Origin of the sequence: Acidianus ambivalens, from assembly GCF_009729015.1 — an archaeon.
Classification (GTDB): Archaea; Thermoproteota; Thermoprotei_A; order Sulfolobales; family Sulfolobaceae; genus Acidianus; species Acidianus ambivalens.
The window spans coordinates 794,121-818,587 of sequence record NZ_CP045482.1; the positions used below are offsets into that span (position 1 = coordinate 794,121).

27 protein-coding genes and 1 pseudogene are annotated in these 24,467 nt (G+C 35.2%); 9 read left to right on the top strand and 19 right to left on the bottom strand.

What is annotated here, in order from left to right; genetic code table 11:
• Positions 1 to 37: 37 nt before the first annotated feature.
• The 7 genes from D1866_RS04745 to D1866_RS04775 all read right to left on the bottom strand — a co-directional run bounded on the left by D1866_RS04745 (position 38) and on the right by D1866_RS04775 (position 7,166).
• Positions 38 to 946, bottom strand: coding sequence for a 3-methyl-2-oxobutanoate dehydrogenase subunit beta (locus D1866_RS04745; RefSeq protein ID WP_152942426.1), 909 nt, complete (start codon positions 944 to 946; stop codon positions 38 to 40).
• Positions 939 to 2,099: a transketolase C-terminal domain-containing protein gene (locus D1866_RS04750; RefSeq protein ID WP_152942424.1), complete on the bottom strand. Its 1,161-nt coding sequence runs from the start codon at positions 2,097 to 2,099 to the stop codon at positions 939 to 941. Before D1866_RS04750 ends, D1866_RS04745 begins: the two co-directional genes overlap by 8 nt.
• A gap of 1 nt (position 2,100) precedes the next feature.
• Entirely contained in the window at positions 2,101 to 2,361 is a 261-nt protein-coding gene (locus D1866_RS04755) for a 4Fe-4S binding protein (RefSeq protein WP_152942422.1), read from the bottom strand.
• A complete protein-coding gene (locus D1866_RS04760) occupies positions 2,354 to 2,902 on the bottom strand; it encodes a 2-oxoacid:acceptor oxidoreductase family protein (protein ID WP_152942421.1) in 549 nt (182 codons plus the stop codon). Before D1866_RS04760 ends, D1866_RS04755 begins: the two co-directional genes overlap by 8 nt.
• A 93-nt stretch (positions 2,903 to 2,995) precedes the next feature.
• The gene (locus D1866_RS04765; RefSeq protein WP_152942420.1) at positions 2,996 to 4,333 is read right to left on the bottom strand and encodes an APC family permease; all 1,338 of its coding nucleotides are present in this window, start codon (positions 4,331 to 4,333) and stop codon (positions 2,996 to 2,998) included.
• 72 nt (positions 4,334 to 4,405) lie between these two features.
• Positions 4,406 to 5,812, bottom strand: coding sequence for an MFS transporter (locus D1866_RS04770; protein WP_152942418.1), 1,407 nt, complete (start codon positions 5,810 to 5,812; stop codon positions 4,406 to 4,408).
• Positions 5,813 to 5,855: 43 nt separating this feature from the next.
• Positions 5,856 to 7,166 carry an FAD-binding oxidoreductase gene (locus D1866_RS04775; protein ID WP_152942415.1) on the bottom strand — a complete coding sequence of 437 codons (1,311 nt, stop codon included), beginning with the start codon at positions 7,164 to 7,166 and terminating at the stop codon, positions 5,856 to 5,858.
• A 64-nt stretch (positions 7,167 to 7,230) separates the two neighbouring features.
• Between D1866_RS04775 and D1866_RS04780 the strand changes: the two genes are divergently transcribed.
• Positions 7,231 to 7,968, top strand: coding sequence for a hypothetical protein (locus D1866_RS04780; RefSeq protein ID WP_152942413.1), 738 nt, complete (start codon positions 7,231 to 7,233; stop codon positions 7,966 to 7,968).
• A gap of 5 nt (positions 7,969 to 7,973) precedes the next feature.
• Here D1866_RS04780 and D1866_RS04785 read toward each other — a convergent pair whose 3' ends face one another.
• Entirely contained in the window at positions 7,974 to 9,446 is a 1,473-nt protein-coding gene (locus D1866_RS04785; protein WP_170254137.1) for a thermopsin, read from the bottom strand.
• Between the two features lie 221 nt (positions 9,447 to 9,667).
• On the bottom strand, positions 9,668 to 10,393 hold the full coding sequence (gene nucS / locus D1866_RS04790) for an endonuclease NucS (protein WP_231136415.1): 726 nt from the start codon (positions 10,391 to 10,393) through the stop codon (positions 9,668 to 9,670).
• Positions 10,394 to 10,446: 53 nt separating this feature from the next.
• On the opposite strand from nucS, the gene D1866_RS04795 reads away from it, so the two are divergent.
• The gene (locus D1866_RS04795; RefSeq protein ID WP_152942408.1) at positions 10,447 to 11,412 is read left to right on the top strand and encodes a hypothetical protein; all 966 of its coding nucleotides are present in this window, start codon (positions 10,447 to 10,449) and stop codon (positions 11,410 to 11,412) included.
• On the opposite strand, the gene D1866_RS04800 is transcribed toward D1866_RS04795, so the two are convergent.
• Genes D1866_RS04800 through D1866_RS04810 form a run of 3 tightly spaced genes read right to left on the bottom strand, consistent with a single transcriptional unit; the run spans position 11,405 to position 13,822 of the window.
• Complete coding sequence (locus tag D1866_RS04800; protein WP_231136416.1) at positions 11,405 to 12,769, bottom strand: hypothetical protein; 1,365 nt, start codon at positions 12,767 to 12,769, stop codon at positions 11,405 to 11,407. The two genes, D1866_RS04795 and D1866_RS04800, sit on opposite strands and share 8 nt — an antisense overlap.
• Complete coding sequence (locus D1866_RS04805) at positions 12,762 to 13,463, bottom strand: ABC transporter ATP-binding protein (RefSeq protein ID WP_152942406.1); 702 nt, start codon at positions 13,461 to 13,463, stop codon at positions 12,762 to 12,764. Before D1866_RS04805 ends, D1866_RS04800 begins: the two co-directional genes overlap by 8 nt.
• Positions 13,464 to 13,513: 50 nt before the next feature.
• Positions 13,514 to 13,822, bottom strand: coding sequence for a hypothetical protein (locus D1866_RS04810; protein ID WP_152942404.1), 309 nt, complete (start codon positions 13,820 to 13,822; stop codon positions 13,514 to 13,516).
• Positions 13,823 to 14,535: 713 nt separating this feature from the next.
• Here D1866_RS04810 and D1866_RS04815 point away from each other — a divergent pair.
• The 3 genes from D1866_RS04815 to D1866_RS04825 all read left to right on the top strand — a co-directional run bounded on the left by D1866_RS04815 (position 14,536) and on the right by D1866_RS04825 (position 16,209).
• Complete coding sequence (locus D1866_RS04815) at positions 14,536 to 15,273, top strand: GH12 family glycosyl hydrolase domain-containing protein (RefSeq protein WP_231136417.1); 738 nt, start codon at positions 14,536 to 14,538, stop codon at positions 15,271 to 15,273.
• 62 nt (positions 15,274 to 15,335) lie between these two features.
• Positions 15,336 to 15,650 (top strand): 4Fe-4S dicluster domain-containing protein, encoded by a 315-nt coding sequence (locus tag D1866_RS04820; RefSeq protein ID WP_152942399.1) that lies wholly within the window; start codon positions 15,336 to 15,338, stop codon positions 15,648 to 15,650.
• 25 nt (positions 15,651 to 15,675) lie between these two features.
• The gene (locus tag D1866_RS04825) at positions 15,676 to 16,209 is read left to right on the top strand and encodes an adenosylcobinamide amidohydrolase (RefSeq protein ID WP_152942397.1); all 534 of its coding nucleotides are present in this window, start codon (positions 15,676 to 15,678) and stop codon (positions 16,207 to 16,209) included.
• A gap of 291 nt (positions 16,210 to 16,500) precedes the next feature.
• On the opposite strand, the gene lrs14 is transcribed toward D1866_RS04825, so the two are convergent.
• The gene (lrs14, locus tag D1866_RS04830) at positions 16,501 to 16,872 is read right to left on the bottom strand and encodes an Lrs14 family HTH-type transcriptional regulator (protein ID WP_152942395.1); all 372 of its coding nucleotides are present in this window, start codon (positions 16,870 to 16,872) and stop codon (positions 16,501 to 16,503) included.
• Between the two features lie 279 nt (positions 16,873 to 17,151).
• Between lrs14 and D1866_RS04835 the strand changes: the two genes are divergently transcribed.
• Both D1866_RS04835 and D1866_RS04840 read left to right on the top strand, forming a co-directional pair.
• Entirely contained in the window at positions 17,152 to 17,454 is a 303-nt protein-coding gene (locus D1866_RS04835) for a zinc-ribbon domain-containing protein (RefSeq protein ID WP_152942393.1), read from the top strand.
• 5 nt (positions 17,455 to 17,459) lie between these two features.
• A complete protein-coding gene (locus D1866_RS04840; protein WP_152942391.1) occupies positions 17,460 to 18,194 on the top strand; it encodes an AIM24 family protein in 735 nt (244 codons plus the stop codon).
• Here D1866_RS04840 and D1866_RS04845 read toward each other — a convergent pair.
• The 5 genes and pseudogenes from D1866_RS04845 to D1866_RS04865 form a co-directional block, all read right to left on the bottom strand.
• Positions 18,189 to 18,452: pseudogene (locus tag D1866_RS04845) on the bottom strand (GNAT family N-acetyltransferase); the annotation flags it as partial. The gene D1866_RS04840 and the pseudogene D1866_RS04845 overlap by 6 nt on opposite strands.
• A gap of 21 nt (positions 18,453 to 18,473) precedes the next feature.
• The gene (locus D1866_RS04850; protein ID WP_152942388.1) at positions 18,474 to 19,712 is read right to left on the bottom strand and encodes an RNA-guided endonuclease InsQ/TnpB family protein; all 1,239 of its coding nucleotides are present in this window, start codon (positions 19,710 to 19,712) and stop codon (positions 18,474 to 18,476) included.
• Positions 19,684 to 20,322, bottom strand: coding sequence for an IS607 family transposase (locus D1866_RS04855; protein ID WP_155861062.1), 639 nt, complete (start codon positions 20,320 to 20,322; stop codon positions 19,684 to 19,686). The genes D1866_RS04850 and D1866_RS04855 overlap by 29 nt, the downstream gene beginning before the upstream one ends.
• A 40-nt stretch (positions 20,323 to 20,362) precedes the next feature.
• A complete protein-coding gene (locus D1866_RS04860; protein ID WP_196773486.1) occupies positions 20,363 to 20,551 on the bottom strand; it encodes a hypothetical protein in 189 nt (62 codons plus the stop codon).
• Entirely contained in the window at positions 20,548 to 20,961 is a 414-nt protein-coding gene (locus D1866_RS04865; protein ID WP_152942386.1) for a hypothetical protein, read from the bottom strand. The genes D1866_RS04860 and D1866_RS04865 overlap by 4 nt, the downstream gene beginning before the upstream one ends.
• Before the next feature lie 141 nt (positions 20,962 to 21,102).
• Here D1866_RS04865 and D1866_RS13400 point away from each other — a divergent pair, with 141 nt between their 5' ends.
• Positions 21,103 to 21,390, top strand: coding sequence for a PaREP1 family protein (locus D1866_RS13400; RefSeq protein ID WP_231136418.1), 288 nt, complete (start codon positions 21,103 to 21,105; stop codon positions 21,388 to 21,390).
• 329 nt (positions 21,391 to 21,719) lie between these two features.
• Here the strand turns inward: D1866_RS13400 and D1866_RS04875 are convergent, their stop codons facing one another.
• Entirely contained in the window at positions 21,720 to 22,946 is a 1,227-nt protein-coding gene (locus tag D1866_RS04875) for an ATP-binding protein (protein ID WP_155861063.1), read from the bottom strand.
• Positions 22,947 to 23,161: 215 nt separating this feature from the next.
• Between D1866_RS04875 and D1866_RS04880 the strand changes: the two genes are divergently transcribed.
• Complete coding sequence (locus tag D1866_RS04880; protein WP_152942384.1) at positions 23,162 to 24,463, top strand: hypothetical protein; 1,302 nt, start codon at positions 23,162 to 23,164, stop codon at positions 24,461 to 24,463.
• Positions 24,464 to 24,467: the final 4 nt, after the last annotated feature.

Here is a 24,467-nt window from a genome sequence, read left to right on the forward strand (position 1 = left end):
CTAAGCGTAAGGATTAAGAAAAAGAGTTTGAGCAAATCTATCTTTTCACTAATTCAGCAATATAATCCCACATTGCATCAACAGCATCCTGCATTATCTTTATATCTTTCTCGCTCATCTTACTGAACCTGCCTTGAAGTTTAAGGTATTCCGTTATAGGTTTTCTCTTACTCTTGTCTAGCAGAACTTTACTTATCCCCGTTAGCTGGAACTCTCCGTTAATTACCTCAAATAAAGGCCAAATTCCGGTCTCAACAGCAAGCTTTGCTACTTCAATAGTTAGACTACTATCAAATCTCCAACCTGGAGGGCAGGGGGATAATAAGTGAATATATCTAAATCCTTGAATATCCTTTGCTTTCCTAACTTTAGCCTGATAATCGAACGGATAAGCGATAGACGCAGTAGCCACGTAAGGTATTTTATGTTCCATCATAATGAAAGGCAGAGGTTTCTTAAATTCCCTCTTACCTGCAGGAGTAGTTGTAGTCCATGCTCCGTAAGGAGTTAAAGAGGACCTTTGAATTCCAGTATTCATGAAAGCTTCGTTATCGTAACATACGTAAAGTATGTCCTCATTTCTCTCAGCTGCACCACTAACAGTAGCAAATCCTATATCACCAGTAGCTCCGTCTCCTGCCCAAACTACTACCTTAGCATCTTCTCCCCTCATTTTTAATTGCCTGCTTAATCCTGAAGCAATTGCTGCGGCCGAGGCAAAAGCACTATGTACTACCGGAACAGTTGAAGGAGATCCATGAATATCTCCCATTATTACAGTACTGCAAGATGCAGGAACTACTAGAACTGTCTTCTTGCCCATAACTTCTAGAAGTAAATCTAACTCTTTAGGTATAGGACAGCCCGGACAGGCAGCGTTTCCTCTTAGGAAGTACTGTTGTCTAATTACTTTCTTTTCTTTAATATAAGAGGGCACTTCAGTCATTTAACCACCTCTCCTCAAATTTTTTACCATTAAGAGCATCTTCCATAACCTTTTGGAAGTGAAGAGGTCTAACGTCCTTACCTCCTATGCCTGCAATTACGCTCATAACTTCTATTCCAGTGTTATAAATTGCTGACTTAATTTCGTTAGCCAAAATTCCTCCATAACCATATGAGTATTCCCTGTCAAACACTACAACTCCTTGAACTCCTTTTAATGCCTCCTTTATTCTCTCCTTCGGGAAAGGCCTTATTACTCTTAACTTAAGCAAACCAACTTTCTTCCCTTCGTTCCTTAGCCTTCTTACTGCCTCTCTAGCATCTCCGGTCCACGCTCCTGCTGTAACAAATACGTAATCTGCGTCTTCACACTCATAACACTCTATTAGCCCATACTGTTTTCTTCCAGAGATTCTCTCGTATTCCTTGCTTATTTCCTCAATAACCTCCTTACTTCCTTCCATAGCCTTCATTGCCTCATACTTTATTTTCATGTAATCGTCTGGAGCAGCAATAGGACCCACATTTACAGGATCGTTAAAGTCAATAAGGTTGAACTCCCTAGGTGGAAGGAATTTTTCTACAGTCTCGTCGTCCAGGATTTCCAGTCTCTCCATTGTATGAGTTAAAATGAAACCATCAAAACCCATCATGACGGGTAAAATTACTCTCTTATCTTCACTTATCCTAAAGGCCTGTAAAGTCATATCGTAAGCATCTTGAACGTTTTCCGCCATCATCATTATCCAAGAGGCGTCTCTTTTACTAAAGAAGTCCTCGTGATCATCCCAAATGGACCAAGGTTCTGCTAATGCTCTAGTTGCTACTGCATTTACAATAGGTACTCTTTCTCCTCCTACCCAGTAAATCATTTCTGTCATGTAAAGTAAGCCTTGGGATGAGGTTGCTGTAAATACTCTAGCTCCCGCAACTGCTGCTCCATAAACTGCTGCTAAAGCTGAATGTTCCCCTTCAACTTTTATTAATTCAGCCTTCAGCTCTCCGTTATCTATATATTCTGCCAATTTCTCTAACATAGTAGTTTGAGGAGTTATTGGGAATACAGCCAATACTTGAGGTTTAGCTTGTTTAACAGCGTAAGCTACTGCGTGATTGCCTACCATTGCGGTTACGTTCTTTTGAACGGTTATCATTTCATTTCACCTCCGGAATCATTTGTATTGCTTTCTGAGGACAAATTTGAGCACAAACTCCACAACCTTTACAATAATCGTAATCTATCCTTACGTCAAATCCTTCTAGAAGGTCTATAGTATTCTCTGGACAATAAATAACGCAAAGTCTGCACTTAGTGCACTTTGAGTAATCAATTTCCGGCCTCATTAACCTCCAATGGCCGGTTAATCCTGATGAACCAATTTTAGGCCTTCCTAAAGGTACTGGATAGTTAATCATATTTACTCACCATCTCATAACCTAATTTTGCGGCTTCAGCGTTTAATTTTCCCAGCTTTCCTGAAAACTCCTCTTCTATTGCTTCAACAACAGAGTCAATTTTTATCATTCCAGTAACTTTAGCTATTGCCCCTACCATTGGCATGTTTACTAATTTCCACCCGGCAATGGATAAGTTTAATTTATCTGCTATCTCCACCGCATCCACGTAAAACGTATTTTTCCATAGCTTCTTAGGTGTCTTAGTGTTAAGCAAAAGAATTCCGTCTTCTTTAAGCCCTTCTAGAGGATTCATTATGTTAAATAATGAAGTATCGAAAACTGCTACAAGGTCTGAATTATAAATTTCTCTGTGAATATAAATTGGTTCATCTGAAAGTCTTACGTAAGAAACTACCGGTGCTCCTCTTCTTTCTCCTCCGAAAAATGGAATTGATTGACCGTATTTTCCTTCTTTTACTGCAGCTTTAACTAAGGTTTCTCCAGCAGTTACAACACCCATTCCTCCTCTTCCTCTTAAAATAATCTCCCATCTCATCAAGAGAATGTTCTATTTCAAAAATTTATTAATATGTTAGAAGAGGAATTCTAAACTTACATTAACCTTGTTATTAATAATTTCTCGTAAACGCTGTTAATCTTCTTGCTGTTGTTCTTCCCTTTCCATCTCTATAACTTCTGCGGCCAAGAAGCCCATTATTATGAACGTCATAAATATGTACACTAAGACGGGAGTAGTGGAGCTTATAGTCTCAATCATGTTCCAAGCAGTTATACCTATTGCGGCTAAAGCTAAGGAAATTTCGACTAACCTCTTATTAAATCTCTTTAATGAGATCTTGAAAAGTGAAGAGTCAGCTGCAATATGTACTAATAAATTGGAAAGAACAGCTATTTCTGCTACTTCTTCAAATGCTAAATAAGGTCTTAGCCCGGCTAGATATAGTGAACTAACTATCGTAATTAAGTAAAGTACTATTGTTAATAATGATGCAAATATTGGTCCTCTTTCGCTTTCAAACTTAGAGAATATGCTTGGAAGGAAACCATGAGTTGACATTGCATAAGCTGTTCTAGAAGTAGCAAGCATAAATGACAATGTTGCTAATATTCCATCATTTGCTGCTGCAAAGATTACGAAAGCAAAAGTAATTATGCCGAACCTACTTTCAATTAAAGAGAGAAGATCGGTAGAAGTTGGGCTAATATGATAGTAAAGTAAATGATCTCCTATTGCATAAACGTCAAATGCTGCCAATAATCCGCCTAAGAGAATTACAATAACTATTGCTAAAGGAACAGTCCTTTTAGGGTCCTTAACTTCTCCGGATAAAGGAGTAATTGAACCATAACCAGTCGGAATACCCGCACCGAATAGTATAGCCAAAGCTAACATTCCAAACGATATGTGATAATTAAAGGGATTATAGAAAGTAAAGGAAGTAGATTTTAGGAATAAGACGGCTAATGTGGCCATTATTCCTATTTCTATTACGCTAGCTACAATAGCGTATTTTGCTGAAGGTTTTATTCCGGTCAAGGCAAAAATTGATGAAACTCCAAAAATTGTTAACGCTATTATCCAAGGGTTTATATGAAGTACGTGATGTAAAACAAATGTGGCGCCTAATACGTAAGCTGAACCGTATAATACTGAATAAACTAAGTATATCCAACCTGTTTCAAACCCTAATCTTTTCGTTAAGGAGTAATAAGCATATGTATAATATCCTCCAGATTTTGTGTACCTAGTTGACAGCTTGTAAATTACCATTCCGTTGAGTAGAACTAGGATAGTTCCTATAACTATTGCAATAGGAGCGAAATAACTTCCGTAAAGGAAAGCTGCAACACCGTACGTTAATATGCTTAAGAAAGGAGATTGCCCGCCAACGCTTAGGAAAACCAGGTCCTTTAATCCTATTACACGCTTAGGCTCTTGATAATGAGACTCTTCCTTTTCCTTACTCATCAAGTACAGTATTCATATGTTGTTATTAAATCTAACCCGATTTATTGAATATTTTTAACAAAATGAATATTTTTAACTTAAATAACTCCTCTCTTCCTTTCCTCTAATTGCAGAAAGCACTAGAGCAATTGAAAGAATTGCTATTGAAGCATAAAAAGCTGAATGTATTCCGATTAAGAATTTACTGCTCAGTCCTCCTAGAGAATAAGTTCCTAAAAACACTTCAAATGCGACATACCTAGGTATTGAAATTGATGCAATGGAAATGGCAATGACGTAACTTATTAGTATCCCTATGTTTGCTAACGTTCTCATTATTCCAGAAATTCCTCCGTAAATGCTTCTAGGAGCATTTGACATTATAGCGCTATTATTAGCCGGGTAGAAAAATGATGAACCGAGACCTCCAATTATTGACGTAACTACTATTACATAGTAAGGAGTAGTTAAAGTAAGGTTAGAGTAGATAAAAGATGCGATAATCATTAATCCAATTCCTATCGTTGCAGGAATTCTTGCACCTATTTTGTCTGAAAGCCTACCGGTAATAGGGCCTACCATGCTAGCTAAAACGTATCCAGGAACAAGCAATAATGATGCATTGAAAGGAGTTAATCCTCTAATTCCTTGTAAGTACATAATTAGAATAAACGCTGTGGCTAAGTAACCTGCACTTTGCAAAAAAGACGCTAAAAGCGAAGCAGTAAGTACTCTATTTCTAAACACTTTAAAGTCAATTACCGGAAAAGGTTGTCTTTTCTCTACTAAGTAAAATGGAAATAATGATAAAATTCCAGCAATTATCAAGAATAAATTAAAAGTAGTAATACCAACCCCAGCAATTTCTGACGCACCATAAGTTATTAAAATAAGAGAGAAGGCTAAGATAAGAACTCCTAAAATATCGAACTTTGCATTTACTATTCTTGAATCTTTAATTACCCTTAAGCCTAAGATGATAGCTATAATTCCTATAGGAACGTTTATATAAAATATATATCTCCAACCTACAAAGGTAGTTAAAATTCCTCCTAGAATTATTCCTAAAATTGCGCCAACGTTCCAACCTATTGAAGTATAACCATAAGCTTTTCCTCTCCTATTTGGAGGATAATTATCGGCAATTATTGCACCGCTATTAGCTTGTAACATTGACGCACCTATAGCTTGAACAACTCTAGAGGAAATGAGAAAGTTTGCATTAGGCGAAACACCGCAAAAGGCTGAACCTATAGTGAATATAAGAAATCCTAAATTGTATATCTTTCCTCTTCCCATTCTGTCTCCTAGCCTACCTAACTGAGTAGTTAGAACTGCGGCGGTTAATAAGTAGACTAAAATTACCCAAATGAGAGTTAGTAAATCAGTATGAAGGCATTGCAACATTACTGGTAATGCAAGAATCACAATAGTAGAATCAATTGCGGCCATCATTGTTCCAAGAACTACCACAAATGTAATGATCGAAACTCTATCCATAAAGTTAAGTATATAATCAAAAAATAAAAAGTTTGTTACCAAATTACTTAAATTTATACGCCAATTCTACATACTTGTCAGGATTCATTATATCCTTTGGATCTAGCATTTTCTTAATTTCCATCATTAAGTCTAGAACTCTCTCACCGTTATGGCTTTTTATCTGTTCTGACATCATTTTAGCTTTTTGTATTCCTACTCCATGCTCTCCAGTTACTGAGCCTCCTAAGTCTATTGCAACTTTAGCTATTTCATTAAATATTTCTTCCTTCTCTTTTTCATCGTCTACAACAATGTTAGGGTGTAAGTTACCGTCACCTATGTGCGAGATAATGTAGAACTTAGTGTTATGCTTCCTCGCAATTTCATTTAACTTTGCTATAGCTTCTGGCAATTTAGAGATGGGGACTACTATGTCCTCAGCGTAAAAAGTCCTAGTTTCTGCCTTAACTGCAATTGCCGCTTGAGATCTTAAGGAATAAAGTCTTTCAGCCTCATCTCCTTCTAAAACTTCTACTTTACCTTTAAGCACCTTTAATAAGTCTTGCAATTGGTCTTCTTCTATTGAGATTAGAAGCATTCCTCCTTCAGGCTCTTCAAGGCCGGCATTTAAGTTCCTGTTTAATGCCCTTATTACGTCTGCGTCTATATATTCTGAAAACTCCGGTAAAATTCTAGCTTTCCTTATGCCTATAATATTCTCCGCAACGGTACTAAAATCTGGCAATAAGACTTTCACAGTGTAAATCTTCTTCCTAGGTTTTGGGATTATTCTGAGCCAAGCTTCAGTTATTATCCCAAGTGTACCTTCGCTACCTACAAACAAGTGAGTTAAATCATATCCTGCCCTATTCTTCCTTAACGGTTCTCCTGCTTTCACAACTTCTCCGGTAGGCAATACTACTCTCAGCGAAAGAACCCACTCCCTAAAAGGACCATATTTTACTCCTCTCATTCCACCAGAACCTTCAGAAATCGCTCCTCCAACTGTACATAAGAAGAAACTTGCGGGATCTGGAGGGAAAAAGAATCCTTTGCTTTCTACTGCTTCATAAAGATCAATGAGTTTAACTCCAGGTTGAACTCTTACGTACCAATCCACATCATTTATTTCAAGAATTTTATCCATTTTTGATAAATCTACAAGAATACAATCTTTACATGCTGTAGCTCCAGTTAAACTACTACCCGAACCCCAGGGCACTATAGGAATATTATGAGTATAAGCATATTTAACTATCCTAACTACCTCACTTTCGTTTTTTGGAAAGAAAATCATTGTAGGAGAAATTTTATAGCCTGCAAAATCTTCTCTTTCCTCTTTTGAATGCTCTATATCGAGTAGTTCTTCCATATTACTAAATTTTACCACTATAATTTTAAGCTAACGATTTAACTTCCTTTTTATTAAACCTATTATGATAACCTTAAAGCTCCTTAATTCTCAAATAACTTATGATGGAGAAGTAATATTAATAAAAGAGAATATACCTAATAGTGAAACTAATGTTGAAATTTTTGCTGACGGAATTAGTAAGCTATCCTTAGAGACACCACACTATAGAATTACCGGTAAAAACCTATATTTACCGTCAAAGGAAATAGACTTAGCAGATGTTAAATCCTTTGCTTACTTAGCAATAAGAAATATCATTAGAGAAGATAAAGAGCCAATAATTGCTTTAAGCGGTGAAGGCTTAGTTTACGACTTCTCAGTTAATTGTCACGAGGTTAAAATAATTGAGAAGACTTTAAACGGAATACATTTCCTCTCTGCAGCTTTACAAAAACCTCTATTACCTTCTTCTGTTAGCGTTCAGTTACCTCCTTGGGCTACTCCGTTCAAATTGTCATCCGCAGTTATATTATTGACTGAAAAACCTCAAGACGTTCTGAAGAAGCATTTTCAACAAATAACAAAAATAGTTACAGATTCTGGATACATTGAGAAGAATGGCTTAAGATTGGTTAGACTGTATTATGGTGGATTTAATAAGGTATTATGTTATTCCCAATTATCTGGTTACTTATGCTTCGAAGAGGAGGAAAAGGTTAAAGAAACAAGGCTTTCGGATAAAGATATAGAAAAGTTAGCTAATAATATCCTAAAAGGTTACGGGAAATGCGTTATAGAAAAAGGAATGATAGCTATCTAGCCCTTCTATCTTTTTCTAAAAAGTAAATAATATAATATAAATGATAAAATCAGAGATATAGGGATTAAAATTTCATAAGTATAATAATTAGGGTTACTGGCATGAGTACTACTAATTGTAATTACAGTTATAGATTTTGTTGATGAATTATGTAATGATGAGATATTATGATAATGAAAAGGATCTATGGAATAAGAAGATGCCTTATAGCATCTGAAATTCTCTTTTCCAGTAGTTAACTTTGCATAATATTTACAGAAATTAACTGTAATATTTACAGCTTTTTCCGCAGTATCTTCTCCGAAAGTAAAGTAGTTAGGGAAAGTTACATAAGTATTTTTCTTAAGATAAAATAGCCATAATGTTGCATTTAACTTGCAGAATTTGGTAATTTCGCCGTTTCCTCCTCCTCCGAAAACTAGTTCTGCATCGTAGTAACTTCCAATTGGAGTATAATGCTTTCCGCAAACCAATATGTAAGCGAATTTAAATTTACCATGAATTAAAACGTTATCATATACAATTTCCTTATAGCACGTAAAACTACCATTCTTGATAAGAATAGCAGCAAAACTGACTAATATTCCGCATTTTTCTAAACTAACGTTTGTTACCAGATATCCGCATAATGGTAGGCAGTATTTGAGCTCTGGTTGACAGTAATAATTTCCGTAATAGTATTCAATTTTACCACTTTGGTTAACCATTGTAACGTAACCATTGAGAGAGGTAATACTGTAATTTGAAAGAGTAGAATCAATACATGTAATATTTAAAATTTCATCTGCTAATTTAAATTCATGTTTTAATGTAAGAAATTCTAAAACATTCTGAAGCCAATAGACTTGGCTACAAGTTTTCAGTACTACATTAAGTTGTAAAGAAGCAGAACATGGAGGTACTAAATTTTGTGAATAATTATAAGCTAAAATACAACTAATGTTAAATTTACCTAAAATAGAAGTAGTTTTTATTAAATAAGGTTTAGTCGCTTTTGTCTCATTAAGGATGCCATAACTAGCTATGCCTTCTGAAGATAATGATGAAAGTTTAAGATAAGGGTTAATAAAGCAAGGAATTACTTTATATGATAGATAAAATAACGAGTCTTTATATATGCATATTTTTATAAAAATATTCTTAGGATTTTTAAAATATACGTAAGAATAATTTGAGAAAACTATTGTTGTATTTTCATATTCTTTAATAATTTTATTGCACTGAATGATTTCAAAAGTCAATGATACATTAGATATAATAAAAGCCTTAAGAGCTTCTGGAGTTTCTAAGTCAGGTATAGGAATTAGAACGGATTCATTTGTACTAAATAAAAATGAAGGGCATAAAGCTTTTTGAATGCATTTTAATTTTATAATGTAATAATGAAAATTGAATTGATTAGTGCTTTTTACTACTACTTCATATTTACCTTGAATTAGTAAGAGCCCAGAAGTTAAATTATTTTTTGTATAATTCATATAAATTAATTTTTGGCAGGAATTATTGCTTATTCTTAAAATGGAAATATTAACATTCTCTCCATTTATATTGAAAATAAATGCAGAAGGAGAAGTGATATTAAGGATATAAGTATTACTACATTGTAAATATGCACTCACATAATTAACAATACTTAAAAGAATGAGGATAACAATTACCAGTTTTATAATGTGCATTTTATTGAACTATTAATGATTACCTATTTTAATCTTATCGTAGAAAGTAGTTTTGGACTTAGTTGAAAGTACTCTAACTCGTACTTTTTAAGCAATTTTAATGCACTCTTCGATATTGACGGAGCAACTATTCCTCCTCTAACCTTCTCTCCTTTCCAGCTTAAGTAATCAACGTATCTCTTTAGCTGAGAAACCGCTTCTAGTCCTGCTTGAGCTCTCTTAAACTCCAAGACTAAATATCCTGTAGAAGTCACTCCAAGCAAGTCTATTTTACCGAAGGGAGTTTGATACTCCCTTTCCAAAGGTATGAAATCTCTAGAAATTAATTCAGGATTTTTAACCACTTCTTCCACCATTTCGCTCTCACTACCAAATAAGTGAAATTCACCTTCGTCCACTTTCGATAAAGATAGATAATACACGATAGGCATTAAAATTTCCAAGACTTCCTTAGGTCTCTTCCTTTCCACATAAATCTTAAGTTCGTCACCTATTTCCACCTTAACTTCTGAACTTGAAGGTTGCCAATTAACGGGTTTGAGTTTTCTGTTACTATGAACTAAAACACTTCCGTCAGGCTTAAAGGTTATTAGTCTAGAACTGTAAGTAGCTATAGAGGAAGCTCTACCAGCGTATAGAATTTTGCATAATCCGAAGAGAGTAATAACATAGTTAGTCCTTTCATTCTCTAGAATATCCTTTACAGTAGAAAACTCTGGAAGGTCAAAGAATTTGTACTTTTCCATCATGAGTGGTAATACCTAGGAAATATTTTAATCTTACGAAATGCAAAGGTGATATCATGGATTTCCTAGACGAGATTCATAATGTAAGATATAGGTTAGCCATGGCACTTAAGGTTTCATCTTTTAAGGTCGGCGATTTTACTTACATTGAAACTTCTGACCCAAACAAGGATTTTGTAATAGGAGAAGAAGAAGGAAAGGTTTTCGTATTGCCTATAAATAAGGATTGCATAAAGTTTAGCCAGGATATAAAACATTGCCTCGGATTTGATTATTATTACAAAGAGCAATTTCCATGGAAGGAAGAAGTTAAAATAGGAGTGCTTGACAGGATTATTAGAATTTTAAAAGTATTTAATGACTACGATGAAATTAAGAATTATATAATCAACCAAGAAATTATTCAATATGAAGGAAAAGACTACGCAATGCTCGAAGGTGACCTTTATTTTTCTAACCCGTACGAAGAATTTCTTGACAAATTAAAAGACGATGATCTTGAGAACATAAAAAAGCTAAGTAAAGCTTACCAAGAGGTAAAGAATTTTCTTGACATACAAGTTGAAAATCCAACACCTGTTGAAGATATATATAAGGAAATAGAGAGTGAATTAATTAAGATAGCAAGAAAATATAATGTGGAGTTAGATTATGGCAAATCAATAAAACTTTATTCTGACGAGAGAATTTCTGAAGATGAAGAACATGTAGAGGAGGAAATAAGAGAACCAATTAATGTTAATTCTCTGTTAGCTAAAATTAGGGCAAAAAAGGTAATTGAGAGAAAAGATGACTTCCTAAATTTTCTACTGAGCAAAGAGGGGGAATTTAACATATGGGGTGAAATAAAAGGGAAAGGAATTATACTAGATGAAATGAAGGATAAAAATGTTACAGTTCTATTAACTTACCCGCAAGAATTAGAGATTAACATTGGAGGAATTAAAAGGAAGATCTTAGTTCCTAAACCGTCTATTTTATTTATAAAGAAGGACTCTGCTCATTTCGAAATAGCTAGGTAACTGAAGTAACAATTTTTTCTATTGTAGATTCCCAGTAGGACTTAGAAAATATAAACGGTAAAGATATCGTAAGGTAAAATATAATAAAGGAGAGCATTATTGGCAAACATAAAATCAAATATGCAGGCAAGAAGGATAAAATTATTAGAGGAATTAGAGGAATTGAAGTTAGTAAGGAAACCAAAAGCCTTATTGGAGAAACGTTCATTGGCATATTATATCTTTGTTGATAGTATCTAGCATATAAAGACATAATGAAGATTGAACTTAAAGGAATGAAGACAACAAATCCTAATGCTTCTCCTATATAACCAAGAACCAGTGACAGTACTGCAAAAGGCGATAAAATAATTGCAATAGACAAAGCTTTACTAGTTAAGTAATACCTAGCGAACTCTTCTGGAGTCATAACGTTTAAGTCTAGCCATATAGGTTCCGTTATAAACGCCGCACTCGAAATCATTATCATAACAAACCAACCTCCAAATAAAACATAAAAAAAGGTGAAACCTAAGTTTTCAGTGCTAGATAAAACAAAGTATAGAACTACCGCAAAAATTGAGGAGCCAAGCATAACTTTCCATAATTCTACTCTCCTAGAAACAAACGTACTTACTCCCATCCAGTTAACTCTTCCTCCTATTTCCAGGATTCTCAAATTTCTAATTAAGGTTAAGATGAAAGGATTAGAAGATTTAAAAGATATTTCCTCCTTAACTTCCCCTTTTTCTGAAGATATAGTAAAATTAGAATAAGAGGAAAAGTTAAATTTCTTTAGTGCGGTGAAAAATAATGCAAAAGCTAGAGTATAAGAGATAATATAGCCTTCCAAATAACCATAAAACATTGAGAGAGGACTTAATGGGAAATTAAATATTGCTGAAATAAACCAAATTATTACCACGATGTCTATCAAAATTTTCCTTTTGTTATCTAAATTATAAAGCACTGCAGGCAATGAAGAAGAGATTAGTGCAAAAGCCGGAATAATAATTACCCCTGCGATGCCTAATGCTTCAATAAACCAGTACATGAAAATAGATAGAAAGATAACATTAACCACAAAACTGCCTATTATCAACGATGCAATTATTTTATCGTCATCGAAAGGTAATAAAGCAAGGAAGTCGCTATCAGATTTAGTAGCTAACCCAAACCTCGTATTGAACGGTGAGACGGCAATCATCATGGTTAAGTAAAAAACGGATAAATACTTGAACTCCACATTCACGTAATGAGGAGCTTCATAATAACTAATATAACCTATGTAACCAAATATTATAGCAAAACCTAAGTAAAATAATATACTCCTTTTTGGAATACGAGAGAATATTACAAATTTAATTAGGTTAAACATTTCCCATCATCCTAGCTACTACGCTCTCTATCGGCTCGTCTTCCCTTCCCAAGGCTCTAAGTTCACTAATACTCCCCTGCCATATTACAGTACCTTTAGATATCATAATTACGTAGTCTGTGAGCCTTGTTGCTATTGACATAATATGAGTAGAAATTAGAAAAGTAGATTTCATTTCCTTTAATATTCCTATAACTTTCTCCTGAGTAGGAATATCTAGATAGTTCAACGGTTCATCTAATAATACTATTTCTGGATTATGAATAAGTACTAAAGCTAAGGATAGTTTTTGTTGATTTCCTCTTGAAAGCTTTCCAGCCTGAATTTTCTCGTACTGCCTTAAGTCCAGAAAGTCTAACATTTCATCTACTCTTTCCTTTGGTACTCCTCTTAATGACGCAATGTACTCAAGGTTTTCCCTAACAGTTAAAATCCTATAAGGCATGGGATCTTCCGGTAGGTAACCTAGAATTTTCTTAACCTCCTTAGTCCCAGGCTTCATACCCATTATTTCAACCTCTCCGTAATCGGGTTTCAAAAGTCCTGCAAGAATCTTCATTGTAGTAGATTTCCCTGCACCATTAGGTCCTAGTAAAGCAACTCTTCCACCGCACTGAATCGAGAATGACAAATTATTTAGAGCAGTAATAGAGCCAAATCTCTTAACAACATTTCTTAGAGAAATGCATTCCATTAAATTACAATTTCCATATGAATTATAAAAAGTTTTTACTAACGCTGGACTTATTTATAGCATTTTATTGATTTTATTTCATTTCTATTTCTTGTATATCCAAATTTTCGGTTACCTTTAAAGTTATCAGTTTTTAGCGACGTTGCAGGCCTTAAGAGTATTGCTAATCTTAATATATTAACTGGTTTTTCTAGCTCAATATTTATAGCTATCAGTAAAACATTTAGTATTTTATTCTTTTTACTATCAGTACTAAATATAGGCCTATACTTCAAGAGATTGTCTGTCCTAGATATTACACTAATCAGCTCCGTATGGTCTTCAAATTCAAGATAATGATCTATTTTAATTCCATACATCTCATAATCCCTAACAGATTGCAGGAATATTAAGAGATACTATAGAATTTATATAAGCCCCAACAATATTATTTACTTCTACGTTAGCCAAAAGCGTTTGAACCCAGGCTACAGTAAATTACGTTTTCTCTACTCAAAATGTATCACCGGTATCTCTCCATCAAGCATGTCTTTAGCTTACTGAGACTTAGTCATTGCTATGCGGAGGTATTCGAAGTACAACCTTCTTATCAATCAATAAATATTACAGTAGAAATAATATATAGTAATATCTCAAATAAAATATCTACGTACAACCATACTATATTTATAACTCTATCTAATAATAATAGTCAAGACATTTTTATTAAGTATCTAACATACAGCATATACGGAATTCCCATTGTAGTAATAGCTTTAATTGTACTTTTCATAATAATAATAGTATTACCAGGAGGAAAAAGATGAAGAAAAATTATGTAATAACAAGTGTTGCCTTAATTACAATAATTGTAGTAAGTATGACTTTTATTTCATTACACTTTTTAAATAATAATAATATAATGCCTGTTAAGAGTTCAGAAAAGAGCAGTAATAATGAAGTAATTACGACTACTCCTCATTAAGAAGAATATTTTTCAATAATTGGAAGTTATAAGAGCGATAGCGAATATGTAATAGCAGAAATATATTCTTATAATTGCTCGCTTTTCGTTTCACCTTTCCTGTGGAATTTGAAATATGCGGACGGTAATGCCAATCTCACCTTTAGGAACGGAGTTTTATATGTTAACGTGAATTTTTCGAATTTCGAGAAAATATCTCCATGCATTCCGGTTGATGGTTATCCTGGATTAATGTATGGTTATGAAGGATGGTTTCCCTTTGCAGGAACTACTATAGAAAATCCTTCTTTAGTATTACCTAGAAAGGTATATTGTTTACCTAATATTACTTCTACCCTCAACTTCTCATTATGGGTAAAAGAAGGCAACATTGACGATTTCTCTTACGATATTTGGTTAAGTCAAAATCCCAATATTACATATTTAGCTTATCCAGACATTGAACTAATGATTTGGTTATACCACAATGAGACTCTCTCTTCCTATTTTATAAAAGAGGGAGAAGTACAAGTACCTATTTACGTAAACGGGAGCGAAATTACGTGTACATTTACTGTGTACATTTTACCTCATACAGGTTCTTCTGACGGTTGGATAGGAGTATACTATTTATCAAACAAAAGCTTAGAAGGAAAGGTTAGTATTCCCTTAACATTCTTTATAGAGGATGAATTTCAATGGATAGATAAGATATTCCCAACAGTAAACGAAAGTTCCTATTACCTAGATGGAATTCAAGTAGGAATGGAATTCAACGACTATAACGGAATAGCAGAACTTGGATATACTCTTTATTGCTGGATAATGAGTACAGCACAAGGAGTAAAGATATTAGATGAAGCATAAGTACACAGTAGTATCTACATAAATCTTTTAAGTCCAATTGAGAAGTATTTAGGGGAACCCTAATGGGAATAGATCCTAATTATAGAACTACAAGAAAAGTAGTTACAGAAATTCAAGGAATAAAAGTTTACGATCCATACGAACCGCCCAAAAAACTCGGAATATGGGGCACAATAGTTGGAGTAGACTTCGACTTATGCATTGCAGACGGCTCTTGTATAACAGCTTGTCCAGTAAACGTATTCCAATGGTATGAGACTCCCGGGCATCCTACATCAGAAAAGAAAGCAATGCCAATTAATGAACAAGCTTGCATATTCTGTATGGCCTGCGTAAACGTTTGTCCAGTTGCCGCAATAGACGTTAAACCACCTTAAATACTTAGGTGGATACAAGAAATTAATGATAAAGGTTTTTCATTTAAGAAGGACTTACTTAACACTTACCTCTGCCCTTTATCCAGAGGGAATTAACTTCATTAATAAAATAAAGGTATTATTCGTGGACAAGAACTATTGTAAAAATGCCTTTGAAGATGTTGAGAAGTTACGAGAAGGCAATACTATAATATTCATAACTGCAGCTAAAAATTACGAATTTAAACAAACATCGTGGGGAGAGTTATTTATTTCGGCCGGAGTAGGAGAGAGTGGAGAAAATGCAGGTTGCACAATAAATATTTCTGCCTTCGTAAATTACCCGCTTAATTTGAACGGCTTAGTTGATTTAGTTAGATCGTTAACTGAGGCAAAAAGTGGTGCTTTAAGGGACCTTAATTTTCCATTTACTGGAACTGCAAGTGATGCAATAGCAGTAGGTACTATTGGAGGAAATGAGTATTTTGCAGGGCCTTCAAGCGAAATAGGTAAGAAAGTGACTAAGGACGTTAGAGAAGTTCTAAGAAAATTATTGATCAAGGATTTGAGTTCTGAATAACTATGGATGAGAAAACTAGAAGAAATTCTAGTAGAGCTTACTGATAGAAGACAGAACGATCTAATGTTCACACGTAACTTATTATTACTTTCAATTCCGCAACGAGCACCTTCTTAAGGGCTCATACGCAATCTTAAGTCTTATTTCATGATGAAACCTTATGAGCAATATTCAAGTTAAATCCTTACGATATTTCAACTTTGTAAGAAAAAGAATTAGAATTACATAAGAAACTTGGATTTCTTTAAAGAGAAATTAAATAAGGAAGGCTATATTAAAGATTTGCTCAGCTCATTTTAATTCCGCGGGTGTAATGCTTATAAATATTTTTGCACAGTATTCGAAATCCCTTGAGAGCTTATTTATTATCTCATCGGAACTTATTGCAGAGTAAATAAATCTCGGTCTTCCTCCTTTAGAGCTTTGATCTTTCATTCTCTGAACAAAACCTATGGAAAGCAATTTATTCAATGACCTATTAACCGAAGCCTTACTTAGCTTTAGCTCCGCCGCTAGCTCATCCTCATTTTTTGGCCCGTTCTTTATTAACTCTTTCAATACCTTAAAGTCAGTGTCCGAAATATCATAGCAGAAGAGTAGGGCATCTAATAGACCTACTTCCTTCCCTGAAGGTAATCTAACTTTAAACTTTTGCACTTCCATATCTAATCATGATATATATGATAAAAACGTATATATAAATCTTTGTATAATTTAGTAAAATATTAATTTATTTGATTATTTAGAATATACTCAATAAAATGATAATAGACTAAGGTCTTACGATGTTTAAGATCAACCTAACCCACAGAGTTTGTGAGAATGCTAAGTTCGAATTCAACCAAAGAATTAAAAATTATTAAATATTATGTAGACATCAATTGAATGATGAATACAAATTAAATTGTGAAAGAATATAAAGTAGTTTGCATAAAATTTATTATGCCACAAACATGTCCAATGTGTGGAGCAACTTTAAGGCCAGATTTAAATTATTGTGAAGTATGTGGTGCAGATGTTTCAATATATGATCAAGTATTGCAACTAATAATGAACTCACAGCCTTTCCAAGGTCCTATACTTAATCAACCGGTTCCTCAACAACCTATGATGCAACAATCAATACAACAGCCAATTCAACAAGGTATAGTTTGCCCGAACTGCGGTCAGCTAAATCCACCAGACGCAAAAAGGTGCATGTATTGCGGAGCAGAACTCCATAAGCATCATCACCACTTCTGGTGATATAAATGCCCTTGTATAGAATCCTAGGTTACGACATGCAGCACGTAAGAGTGTACTTAAATGAAGGGGAAATGATTTACGGAGACGGAGGTCACCTAGTTGCTAAATCTCCTTCAGTAAAGATAAACTATGCTGCACAAGGAGGGATAATAAAATCCTTTGAAAGAGAACTAACTGGCAGTAGATTTTTCATAATGCAAGTTTACGGCCCTGGAGTAGTCGAATTCTCCTCATTTTTACCTGGAAGAATAGTAAAAATTGATCTAAATGGCAACGGAATAAGGGTTGAACACAATTCTTTCCTATTTGCCGAACAAGGGGTTCAATATTCGGCAACTTTAGATAAAATATCTGTAGGCTGGTTAGGCGGTGAAGGTCTACTAATGGCTCACTTTTCTGGGCAAGGTTCAGTTTTCGTTCACGCACTAGGCGGAGTGAGCAGTTTCGTTCTACAACAAGGGGAGGAAATTGAAGTTGAAGAAGGACATTTATTGGCATTTGACGACTCCATGCAGTATTCCCTTACTAGAGCAGGGGGAATAAAGACAATGCTATTCGGCCACATAGAGAAGGAAGGAGCTTTCTTCATTAAACTAACCGGCCCGGGAAGAGTATGGTTGCACAACGTATCGTTGGAGCAGTTAATCGCAAAACTTAACTTAATGACAGGAGGTAATGGAGGACCTGCACAGCCTCAAGGTCCTTCTATCGATATTCAGAATTTTAGAATAGGATTATGAAGATAGAAAACTCTCACAAGATTTTTCTTTTTTCAATTCTTTACACAAAATCAGATTATCGTCGTATGCGTTAAGCAATTCTATAACTGAAAAACTGACTTCGTCTTCTTTGAAAACCTTATAATTTAATGAAGTGAATAAGGAAACTGCAACTTTATTCCAATCTCTTGTTGAGGCTAACGAGAGACTTAAGCCCTTCTTTATAAAGTAATCCTCAGCTTTCCTTACAAGTGCCTTACCGTGACCTTTACCTCTATGACAAGGGAGTACCGTTTGTCCCTACACTTTCATTTCAATCATTTTATGTTTATTCATGATCGAGTGTAGGGACTTAGCCCTCAACCATACGCTCATTTTAATCACGTATGGATCATGGGACTCCTTCGAGCCCAACGGCACGGGGCTCACATCTCCAGCCCTCTTCGTTAAGTTGTACAGTGCAACCACATCCCTATGCCATTTCTCCTCCCCCTTCTCACAAACACCAACCCTTGGGGCATTGCCCCCATCGGGTTGGTAAGCAATCTTACAACCATGAACTGGACAAACAGTGGAAGTATATGAGGGATTAACTAAGACCACCGGGACACCAAACTCCCTAGCCTTCTCAATGATGAAGTTCTTCATAGATGAAAACGCTGAACGGTAAATTCTCAACCTAAGCTGAGAATCTTTCACATCCTTAACCATGTGTTCTGGAGTTCTTCTTGGCAAGTCCTCCAAAACTATGGCACTTCTGCTTTCAAAAGCCTCTTCAACGATAAGCTTAGCTAATTTCCTCCTAATGTCTACTTTCTTATCCCCCTCCCTCAACCTCTTTAACTTTCTCCTCACTTCTCTATCCTTAGTTGACTTACCAGTGGTTATTGACTTCCTCCTATACTCATACCCCAGAGTAATCCTCTTAGTGTTTGTTTCAAGCAACACGGGTTTACTGTTTATAAGTAGGGAGACTGAATTCTCGTTAAGGTCAACGGGAATAAACGCTTTAGGTTCATAAGGTTTAGGTTCATCCTTCTTAAAAATGACGTAGAACTCCACAACATTTCGCTTCAACAATTTAAACCTAGCCTCGCTAGCAATCAACCAGCCCTTGTTATAATATCTCCAGAAGATCTTAGGGAAGGTTGGTGAAATGAAAACCCTACCCCTCTTTACGGCTATCGAGATTTTATCAAGGCTGAACTTCCATAAATGGTCATCTAAGTGCACAGTAACCTTCCTCACTGACGGTTTATCAGTATAACTCCTACCTTTTTTCTTTAACTTCTCAAAGCTATCTAACCTTTCGCTAGCGTCCTCACAAGCTGTATAAATGTAATGTGATGGTAAGTCCTTGTGCTTCTCCCTCTCTTCTCTGTAAATTCCAGCCTTAATCCGGGTGAAGGAGGTAGCCTTATTTACGAGTCCATAATTTATTGCATCATCTAGAACTTCTCTATACTCTTTCTCAACTTCCTTAAGTGCTGAGTATGTGGCGTAGTCGACCCTAACTCTTAACTTCACTGTCCTCTCCATTTAGCTCACCTATCACTTTTTTTACACCTTGAACTAGGACTGTCTTCTTGTGACTCCTCATTCCGTAAATTTTCCCAGCGAATGAGGTAATGATGGAGATTAAGTCCTCAACTAACTCTTGCGTATCTTTGGGTTCTTCACCGAAAACTACTTCAATCTTAACTCCCATGGTTGAAAAGAACTCTTCAATGTACTCGAAGCCAAAACGCGTTAACCTATCCTTGTAGGTTATTAATACAACATCAATGCTCCTCCCTTCAACAAGTTTGAATAGCTTCAGTAGTCCTTTCCTTTGCGTGTTTAACCCGCTGGCAACGTCTTTCAAAACCTCAATCACTTTATATCCCTTTGCTGTTGCGTAATTTGTTAGGTAGTTTATTTGCCTCTCTAAGTCCATTTTTTGGTCTGCTGAGGAAACTCTTGCGTAAATTACTGCTCTTGTTTCTTCCCTCCTCTCTAAGTACTTCTTAATTTCACTATAAGGTATTCTGTACTTTCCACCTTCAGTTGTTACTGCCCTTATTTTCCCTTCTCTAATCCACCGTAGGAGTGTTGAGTATGAAATACCGAGAAGTTGGCAAGCCTCCTTAGGTCTCAGTAGTCTTTCCACAAAATTTAGTCGATAATAAATGAATATAAAAAGATTTATGTTAATGCGAAAAAGGATTCAGCCCTAGGTAAAATATTATTCCTACATCTTCATAAATTTTCAATTCTACAAATCCTATAATCTCTTCGCCTTCTTTCTCTACTAGAATTTTTGAACTACTCAAGTTAAGTAATGCATAGTACGAATCAAAGGGAGAAAGGCTCTTCTTTATAACTTCCTTTAGCTTCATAGCATCGAGCCTATGAGGGAAAATAATGAATCTTCCGGTATCATTCCTGCATATGGCATTAATCCTCCTGTAGTTCCTAACGCTGAAAGTAAGGAATTGTGGAGAGTATAATCGTCAACCATTCCGGGCAAGGAAAGTAAACCTGCATGCCCGGTTTCTACTCCTAGAAAGCCAGGGGATTGACAAAGCCTCACTGTGTAAGCAATGTTAGGATACGACGAGAGTATCGAGGGATGTATTACTTGCAGAACACCTAGGTTTTGCCCCATAAATGGATAGGTTTGGAATCCCATACCTCCGAAGAAGTCCAGCAGTCGCTGAATTATTCCTCCTAAACCGAAACTTTGGAACGGAAAAGTAGCATATCTTCCTCCTAAACCTATGGGCGAACCGCACAATGGTGACATCATAAAATATACATAGTCGTAATGATTTTTAAATATAAATGAAAAAGGCAAAGTTCACGAGTTTCTTTCTAGGGCATCATAATAACCTAATCGACGTAAAGACGTGAGCTTTTATTTAAAAACGACATAATTGTATAAAATAGGATGAGTGAAAAAGTAGTTTGGGAAGATGTAAGAAAGTACGGAAAATTAAGGATGGATGAGAGCATAGATGAGGCTTTAATTTCCTTAGAGTTATTAAAACAGGGTAAGTTAAGGAATTCAGCAAGTAAAGCTTCAATGGCGTTTAAGGTTTTCTTGAGTGGTTTAGTAAGTATTAATAATTCCACTTTCTCCTCACTTTTAGACGAAAAAGAAAGGAAGTTCTTCTACAAGATTGGGTTTACTGCGCCTTCAAATATGTTTATTTTGTACTCATCACTTTTAGAATAAGGATAAAGAAGCGCTTTCACTTCACATTGGTTACGATAAAGCAGGAGAATATTCTCCAATTACATCTAAAGACGATGCAAAGAAATGGATTATTGACTTCATAACAAATTTGGCCAAATTAATTATAAAAGTTGAAGAAAAAGGTAAGGAAATCTTAAATGAAGTTGAAGAATTGAAGAAATAATTTAGATGCGAGATGTATACATGCAAATAAACAAATTCTCTTATGTTAACTTTTAGTTAACAATCCTTTATTTTTGAATAAATGGCAATAATAAAACCAGATTCTGTACATACTGTCGGCATTTTTCAAAAATCCTTTGCATTGTTCAATGCGATATAAGAAATCTCCACAGTGGTATTACTTTAATCTTCCTTCCATCTACGTTAATTTCGTCCTCTAAGTCCCAACTTATTAGCTTTAGTTTATTTAATCCTAGCGATTCACTTCCCTTAACTAACGATTTAATCTCGTTCCTGTTTATTTCATCCTTAGACGAAACGAAAGATACTTGAATTAACTCTCCCTCCTTCTCGTCGAAGAAGTCGACTTCGTAATCTTCTCCCCTTAAATAATAAACTCCTTCTAGTTGATTTTTCCTCAATAAGTGAATTGCCACTACATTTTCCATTAAACCGCCGTATGAGAATGGCGCTAAGTAATTCACTATTCCAGGGTCAACGACGTAAATCTTCCTCTGGCCATTAATCTGCTTAGGACTCCTACTGTACCTCCTTATTGGATAAACTAAGTATGATTCTTGAAGATAGCTAAGCCATTCTTCCACGGTAGCAGTACTAACTCCTAAACTGTAAGATATTTTCCTTATTGAAATTTCTGAGGAATAATATTTAACTATAGAATTTGCGAACTCCTTAAATTTAATCACATCCCTTAGCTTGTATCTGCCAACCACGTCCTTTATTAAAACGTCGTTATAAATCGATGGGATAATCCTCTTTCCTAACGATATGGCTTCCGGAAATCCACCTTCCCTTAAGTATTCCTCCAGGTTTGATTTTATTAACGAAACTGACCTGGTTGAGTAAAGGTCTAGTGATACTCCTTTATACGTTAAGTATTCCTTAAATGAAAAGGGGAAGAGAATCAGATCCACGTGCCTGCCAGTAAGAGCAGTAGAAAGCTCTCCTGAAAGTAATCCAGAACTGCTCCCAGTTATTATTACTACTTTATCCTTTCTAAGTCTGTTAACGAAAAGCTCCCAACCTTTTACGTACTGAGGTTCGTCTATTAAAACGTAATTAAAATCTCCATACATTTCATAAAAGGCTCTGGTAAGCATATCAAAGTCATTAAAATTGACTAATCTATCGTCACTGAAGTCAACGTATGCAAATTTTTTACCTTTCACTAAGAGGTAACCTAATGTCGATTTACCAGACCTCCTTACTCCTAATATGGAGAATACGTTAGGTTTTGAAATATAAGGAGTAACGTCAAAGGGTAATTCCCTCTCTACAATTTTCTCTCTTTCTAATAATTTTAAGTACTCCATCTGGTCTCCTAAAATCCTCTTTAATTCTTCAATGTTCACTAGTAATAACTAGTCGCTATGTAAAAATGTTTTACTATACTAAAACACTCTTAGGGAGATCTGTTTTAGTATACTAAAACAATGCCAACAAGAGATTAGGGGTTTATCTGGGATTTGGGTATAGTAATTTTTACCTTAGTGTTAATTATATTGATAAATTACCTGCATAAAAGAAGCTAAGAGCCCTTTTTAATTTTATTACGCTAGTATTAACTATGGATAAAGAAATGATGCCGTCGCCGCTTCTTGTTCATTATAACAAGGAGATAGTAAAAAAGGAGATCTTTGAATTTTCAAAGAATAGGTGGATTGCACTTTACGGTAAAACGATGATAAGGTATAACGGTGAAGAGCCTCTATCCCTATCATCTCCGGAAGAGGTTCCTTCTCTAGTGAAGAGGTTTGACGCAAGGACTATTTACGCTACTACAGGAAAATATGAGAAAGTGAATAAAGAAAACGTGAGTGGAGACAAAATAGTTGCTTATACTCCTTTCTTTGACATTGACACTAAGATAGATAAATGGGAATACGCAATAAAGGCTGCGGATGTAATTATTTCTGCCCTAGATAAGGAAGGAGTTTCAATGTCTGTTTATTTACTATGGAGTGGTGAGGGAATTCACGTAAGGATAAACGAAAACGCTATACCGAAAGATTACGATCCTTTAACTGCAGCCCATGCAATAGTTCAATACATATTAAGGAAAGTTAAGGATGAAATAAAGAAGCTTTCAGATGAATCAGGAGGAGTACTTAAAATAGACGAGCTAATTGACGCAAAGAGAATATTCACTGCTCCTCTCTCATTCCATAAGGAATTGGATTATGTAGCAGTTTGTTTTTCTCCAGATAAATTGCACGAATTCAATTTAGACTGGGCTAAGCCTGACAGCTTTAAGCATGAAGAAGGAGTCTTCTCAAGGTACGTAGAAGACGAGACAGAAGAGCTTCTTTCTAAAGCTATCCTTGAATATAAGCCAACTCACGAGGGAATAAGGCCAGAAAGAAGAACTACTCCGCAAGGTAAGATAGGTAGGTTTCAAGTAATGGGAATAGTCCAGGCTGCAAGGTATTACGTACTTTACGGAGATTTGGCTAAGGCACAGTCTTTTGGATTAAATAGGGCAATATTTTACGCGTGGGCTAAGTATTACGGTAAGGGTTACACTCCTAAAGTTACTGGACAAAAGTTGCCAGCAGAATTTAGGAAGGATAGAATATTAGTAACAGTTGCAGGAGAACAAGTTTACCAGAATCCAGAAAACGGGCTTTTCGTAATAGGTGATAAGGAGCAAACTCCAGAAGATTATAATAGAGAAATTAAGGAGAAGATTAACGCCGTAATCCCTTACGATAAGGCTTGGGAAGCAACTGTAAAATACGTTTCTTCGTTTCCTAAAGAGGTTTTGCAAAATCAGAGAGAATTTTATCAGAAAGTGTACTTACCAATTCGTGACGCGTTCATAGAAAAAGTTGTAAATAGGAAGAGCGGCCTAGACGCTTTCTTTAAATGATTCA

What these genes read in the sequence shown, in the direction of transcription:
- D1866_RS04820 (WP_152942399.1), top strand. Translation starts at nt 15,336, where the DNA reads ATGGGAATAGATCCTAATTATAGAACTACAAGAAAAGTAGTTACAGAA.
- D1866_RS04810 (WP_152942404.1), bottom strand. Translation starts at nt 13,822, where the DNA reads ATGTATGGAATTAAAATAGATCATTATCTTGAATTTGAAGACCATACG.
- D1866_RS04775 (WP_152942415.1), bottom strand. Translation starts at nt 7,166, where the DNA reads ATGGAAGAACTACTCGATATAGAGCATTCAAAAGAGGAAAGAGAAGAT.
- D1866_RS04785 (WP_170254137.1), bottom strand. Translation starts at nt 9,446, where the DNA reads ATGAATTATACAAAAAATAATTTAACTTCTGGGCTCTTACTAATTCAA.
- D1866_RS04865 (WP_152942386.1), bottom strand. Translation starts at nt 20,961, where the DNA reads ATGATGTCACCATTGTGCGGTTCGCCCATAGGTTTAGGAGGAAGATAT.
- D1866_RS04825 (WP_152942397.1), top strand. Translation starts at nt 15,676, where the DNA reads ATGATAAAGGTTTTTCATTTAAGAAGGACTTACTTAACACTTACCTCT.
- nucS (WP_231136415.1), bottom strand. Translation starts at nt 10,393, where the DNA reads ATGATGGAAAAGTACAAATTCTTTGACCTTCCAGAGTTTTCTACTGTA.
- D1866_RS04755 (WP_152942422.1), bottom strand. Translation starts at nt 2,361, where the DNA reads ATGATTAACTATCCAGTACCTTTAGGAAGGCCTAAAATTGGTTCATCA.
- D1866_RS04850 (WP_152942388.1), bottom strand. Translation starts at nt 19,712, where the DNA reads ATGGAGAGGACAGTGAAGTTAAGAGTTAGGGTCGACTACGCCACATAC.
- D1866_RS04745 (WP_152942426.1), bottom strand. Translation starts at nt 946, where the DNA reads ATGACTGAAGTGCCCTCTTATATTAAAGAAAAGAAAGTAATTAGACAA.
- D1866_RS04805 (WP_152942406.1), bottom strand. Translation starts at nt 13,463, where the DNA reads ATGGAATGCATTTCTCTAAGAAATGTTGTTAAGAGATTTGGCTCTATT.
- D1866_RS13400 (WP_231136418.1), top strand. Translation starts at nt 21,103, where the DNA reads ATGAGTGAAAAAGTAGTTTGGGAAGATGTAAGAAAGTACGGAAAATTA.
- D1866_RS04795 (WP_152942408.1), top strand. Translation starts at nt 10,447, where the DNA reads ATGGATTTCCTAGACGAGATTCATAATGTAAGATATAGGTTAGCCATG.
- D1866_RS04840 (WP_152942391.1), top strand. Translation starts at nt 17,460, where the DNA reads ATGCCCTTGTATAGAATCCTAGGTTACGACATGCAGCACGTAAGAGTG.
- D1866_RS04800 (WP_231136416.1), bottom strand. Translation starts at nt 12,769, where the DNA reads ATGTTTAACCTAATTAAATTTGTAATATTCTCTCGTATTCCAAAAAGG.
- D1866_RS04880 (WP_152942384.1), top strand. Translation starts at nt 23,162, where the DNA reads ATGGATAAAGAAATGATGCCGTCGCCGCTTCTTGTTCATTATAACAAG.
- D1866_RS04750 (WP_152942424.1), bottom strand. Translation starts at nt 2,099, where the DNA reads ATGATAACCGTTCAAAAGAACGTAACCGCAATGGTAGGCAATCACGCA.
- D1866_RS04860 (WP_196773486.1), bottom strand. Translation starts at nt 20,551, where the DNA reads ATGAAGCTAAAGGAAGTTATAAAGAAGAGCCTTTCTCCCTTTGATTCG.
- D1866_RS04770 (WP_152942418.1), bottom strand. Translation starts at nt 5,812, where the DNA reads ATGGATAGAGTTTCGATCATTACATTTGTGGTAGTTCTTGGAACAATG.
- D1866_RS04835 (WP_152942393.1), top strand. Translation starts at nt 17,152, where the DNA reads ATGCCACAAACATGTCCAATGTGTGGAGCAACTTTAAGGCCAGATTTA.
- lrs14 (WP_152942395.1), bottom strand. Translation starts at nt 16,872, where the DNA reads ATGGAAGTGCAAAAGTTTAAAGTTAGATTACCTTCAGGGAAGGAAGTA.
- D1866_RS04780 (WP_152942413.1), top strand. Translation starts at nt 7,231, where the DNA reads ATGATAACCTTAAAGCTCCTTAATTCTCAAATAACTTATGATGGAGAA.
- D1866_RS04765 (WP_152942420.1), bottom strand. Translation starts at nt 4,333, where the DNA reads ATGAGTAAGGAAAAGGAAGAGTCTCATTATCAAGAGCCTAAGCGTGTA.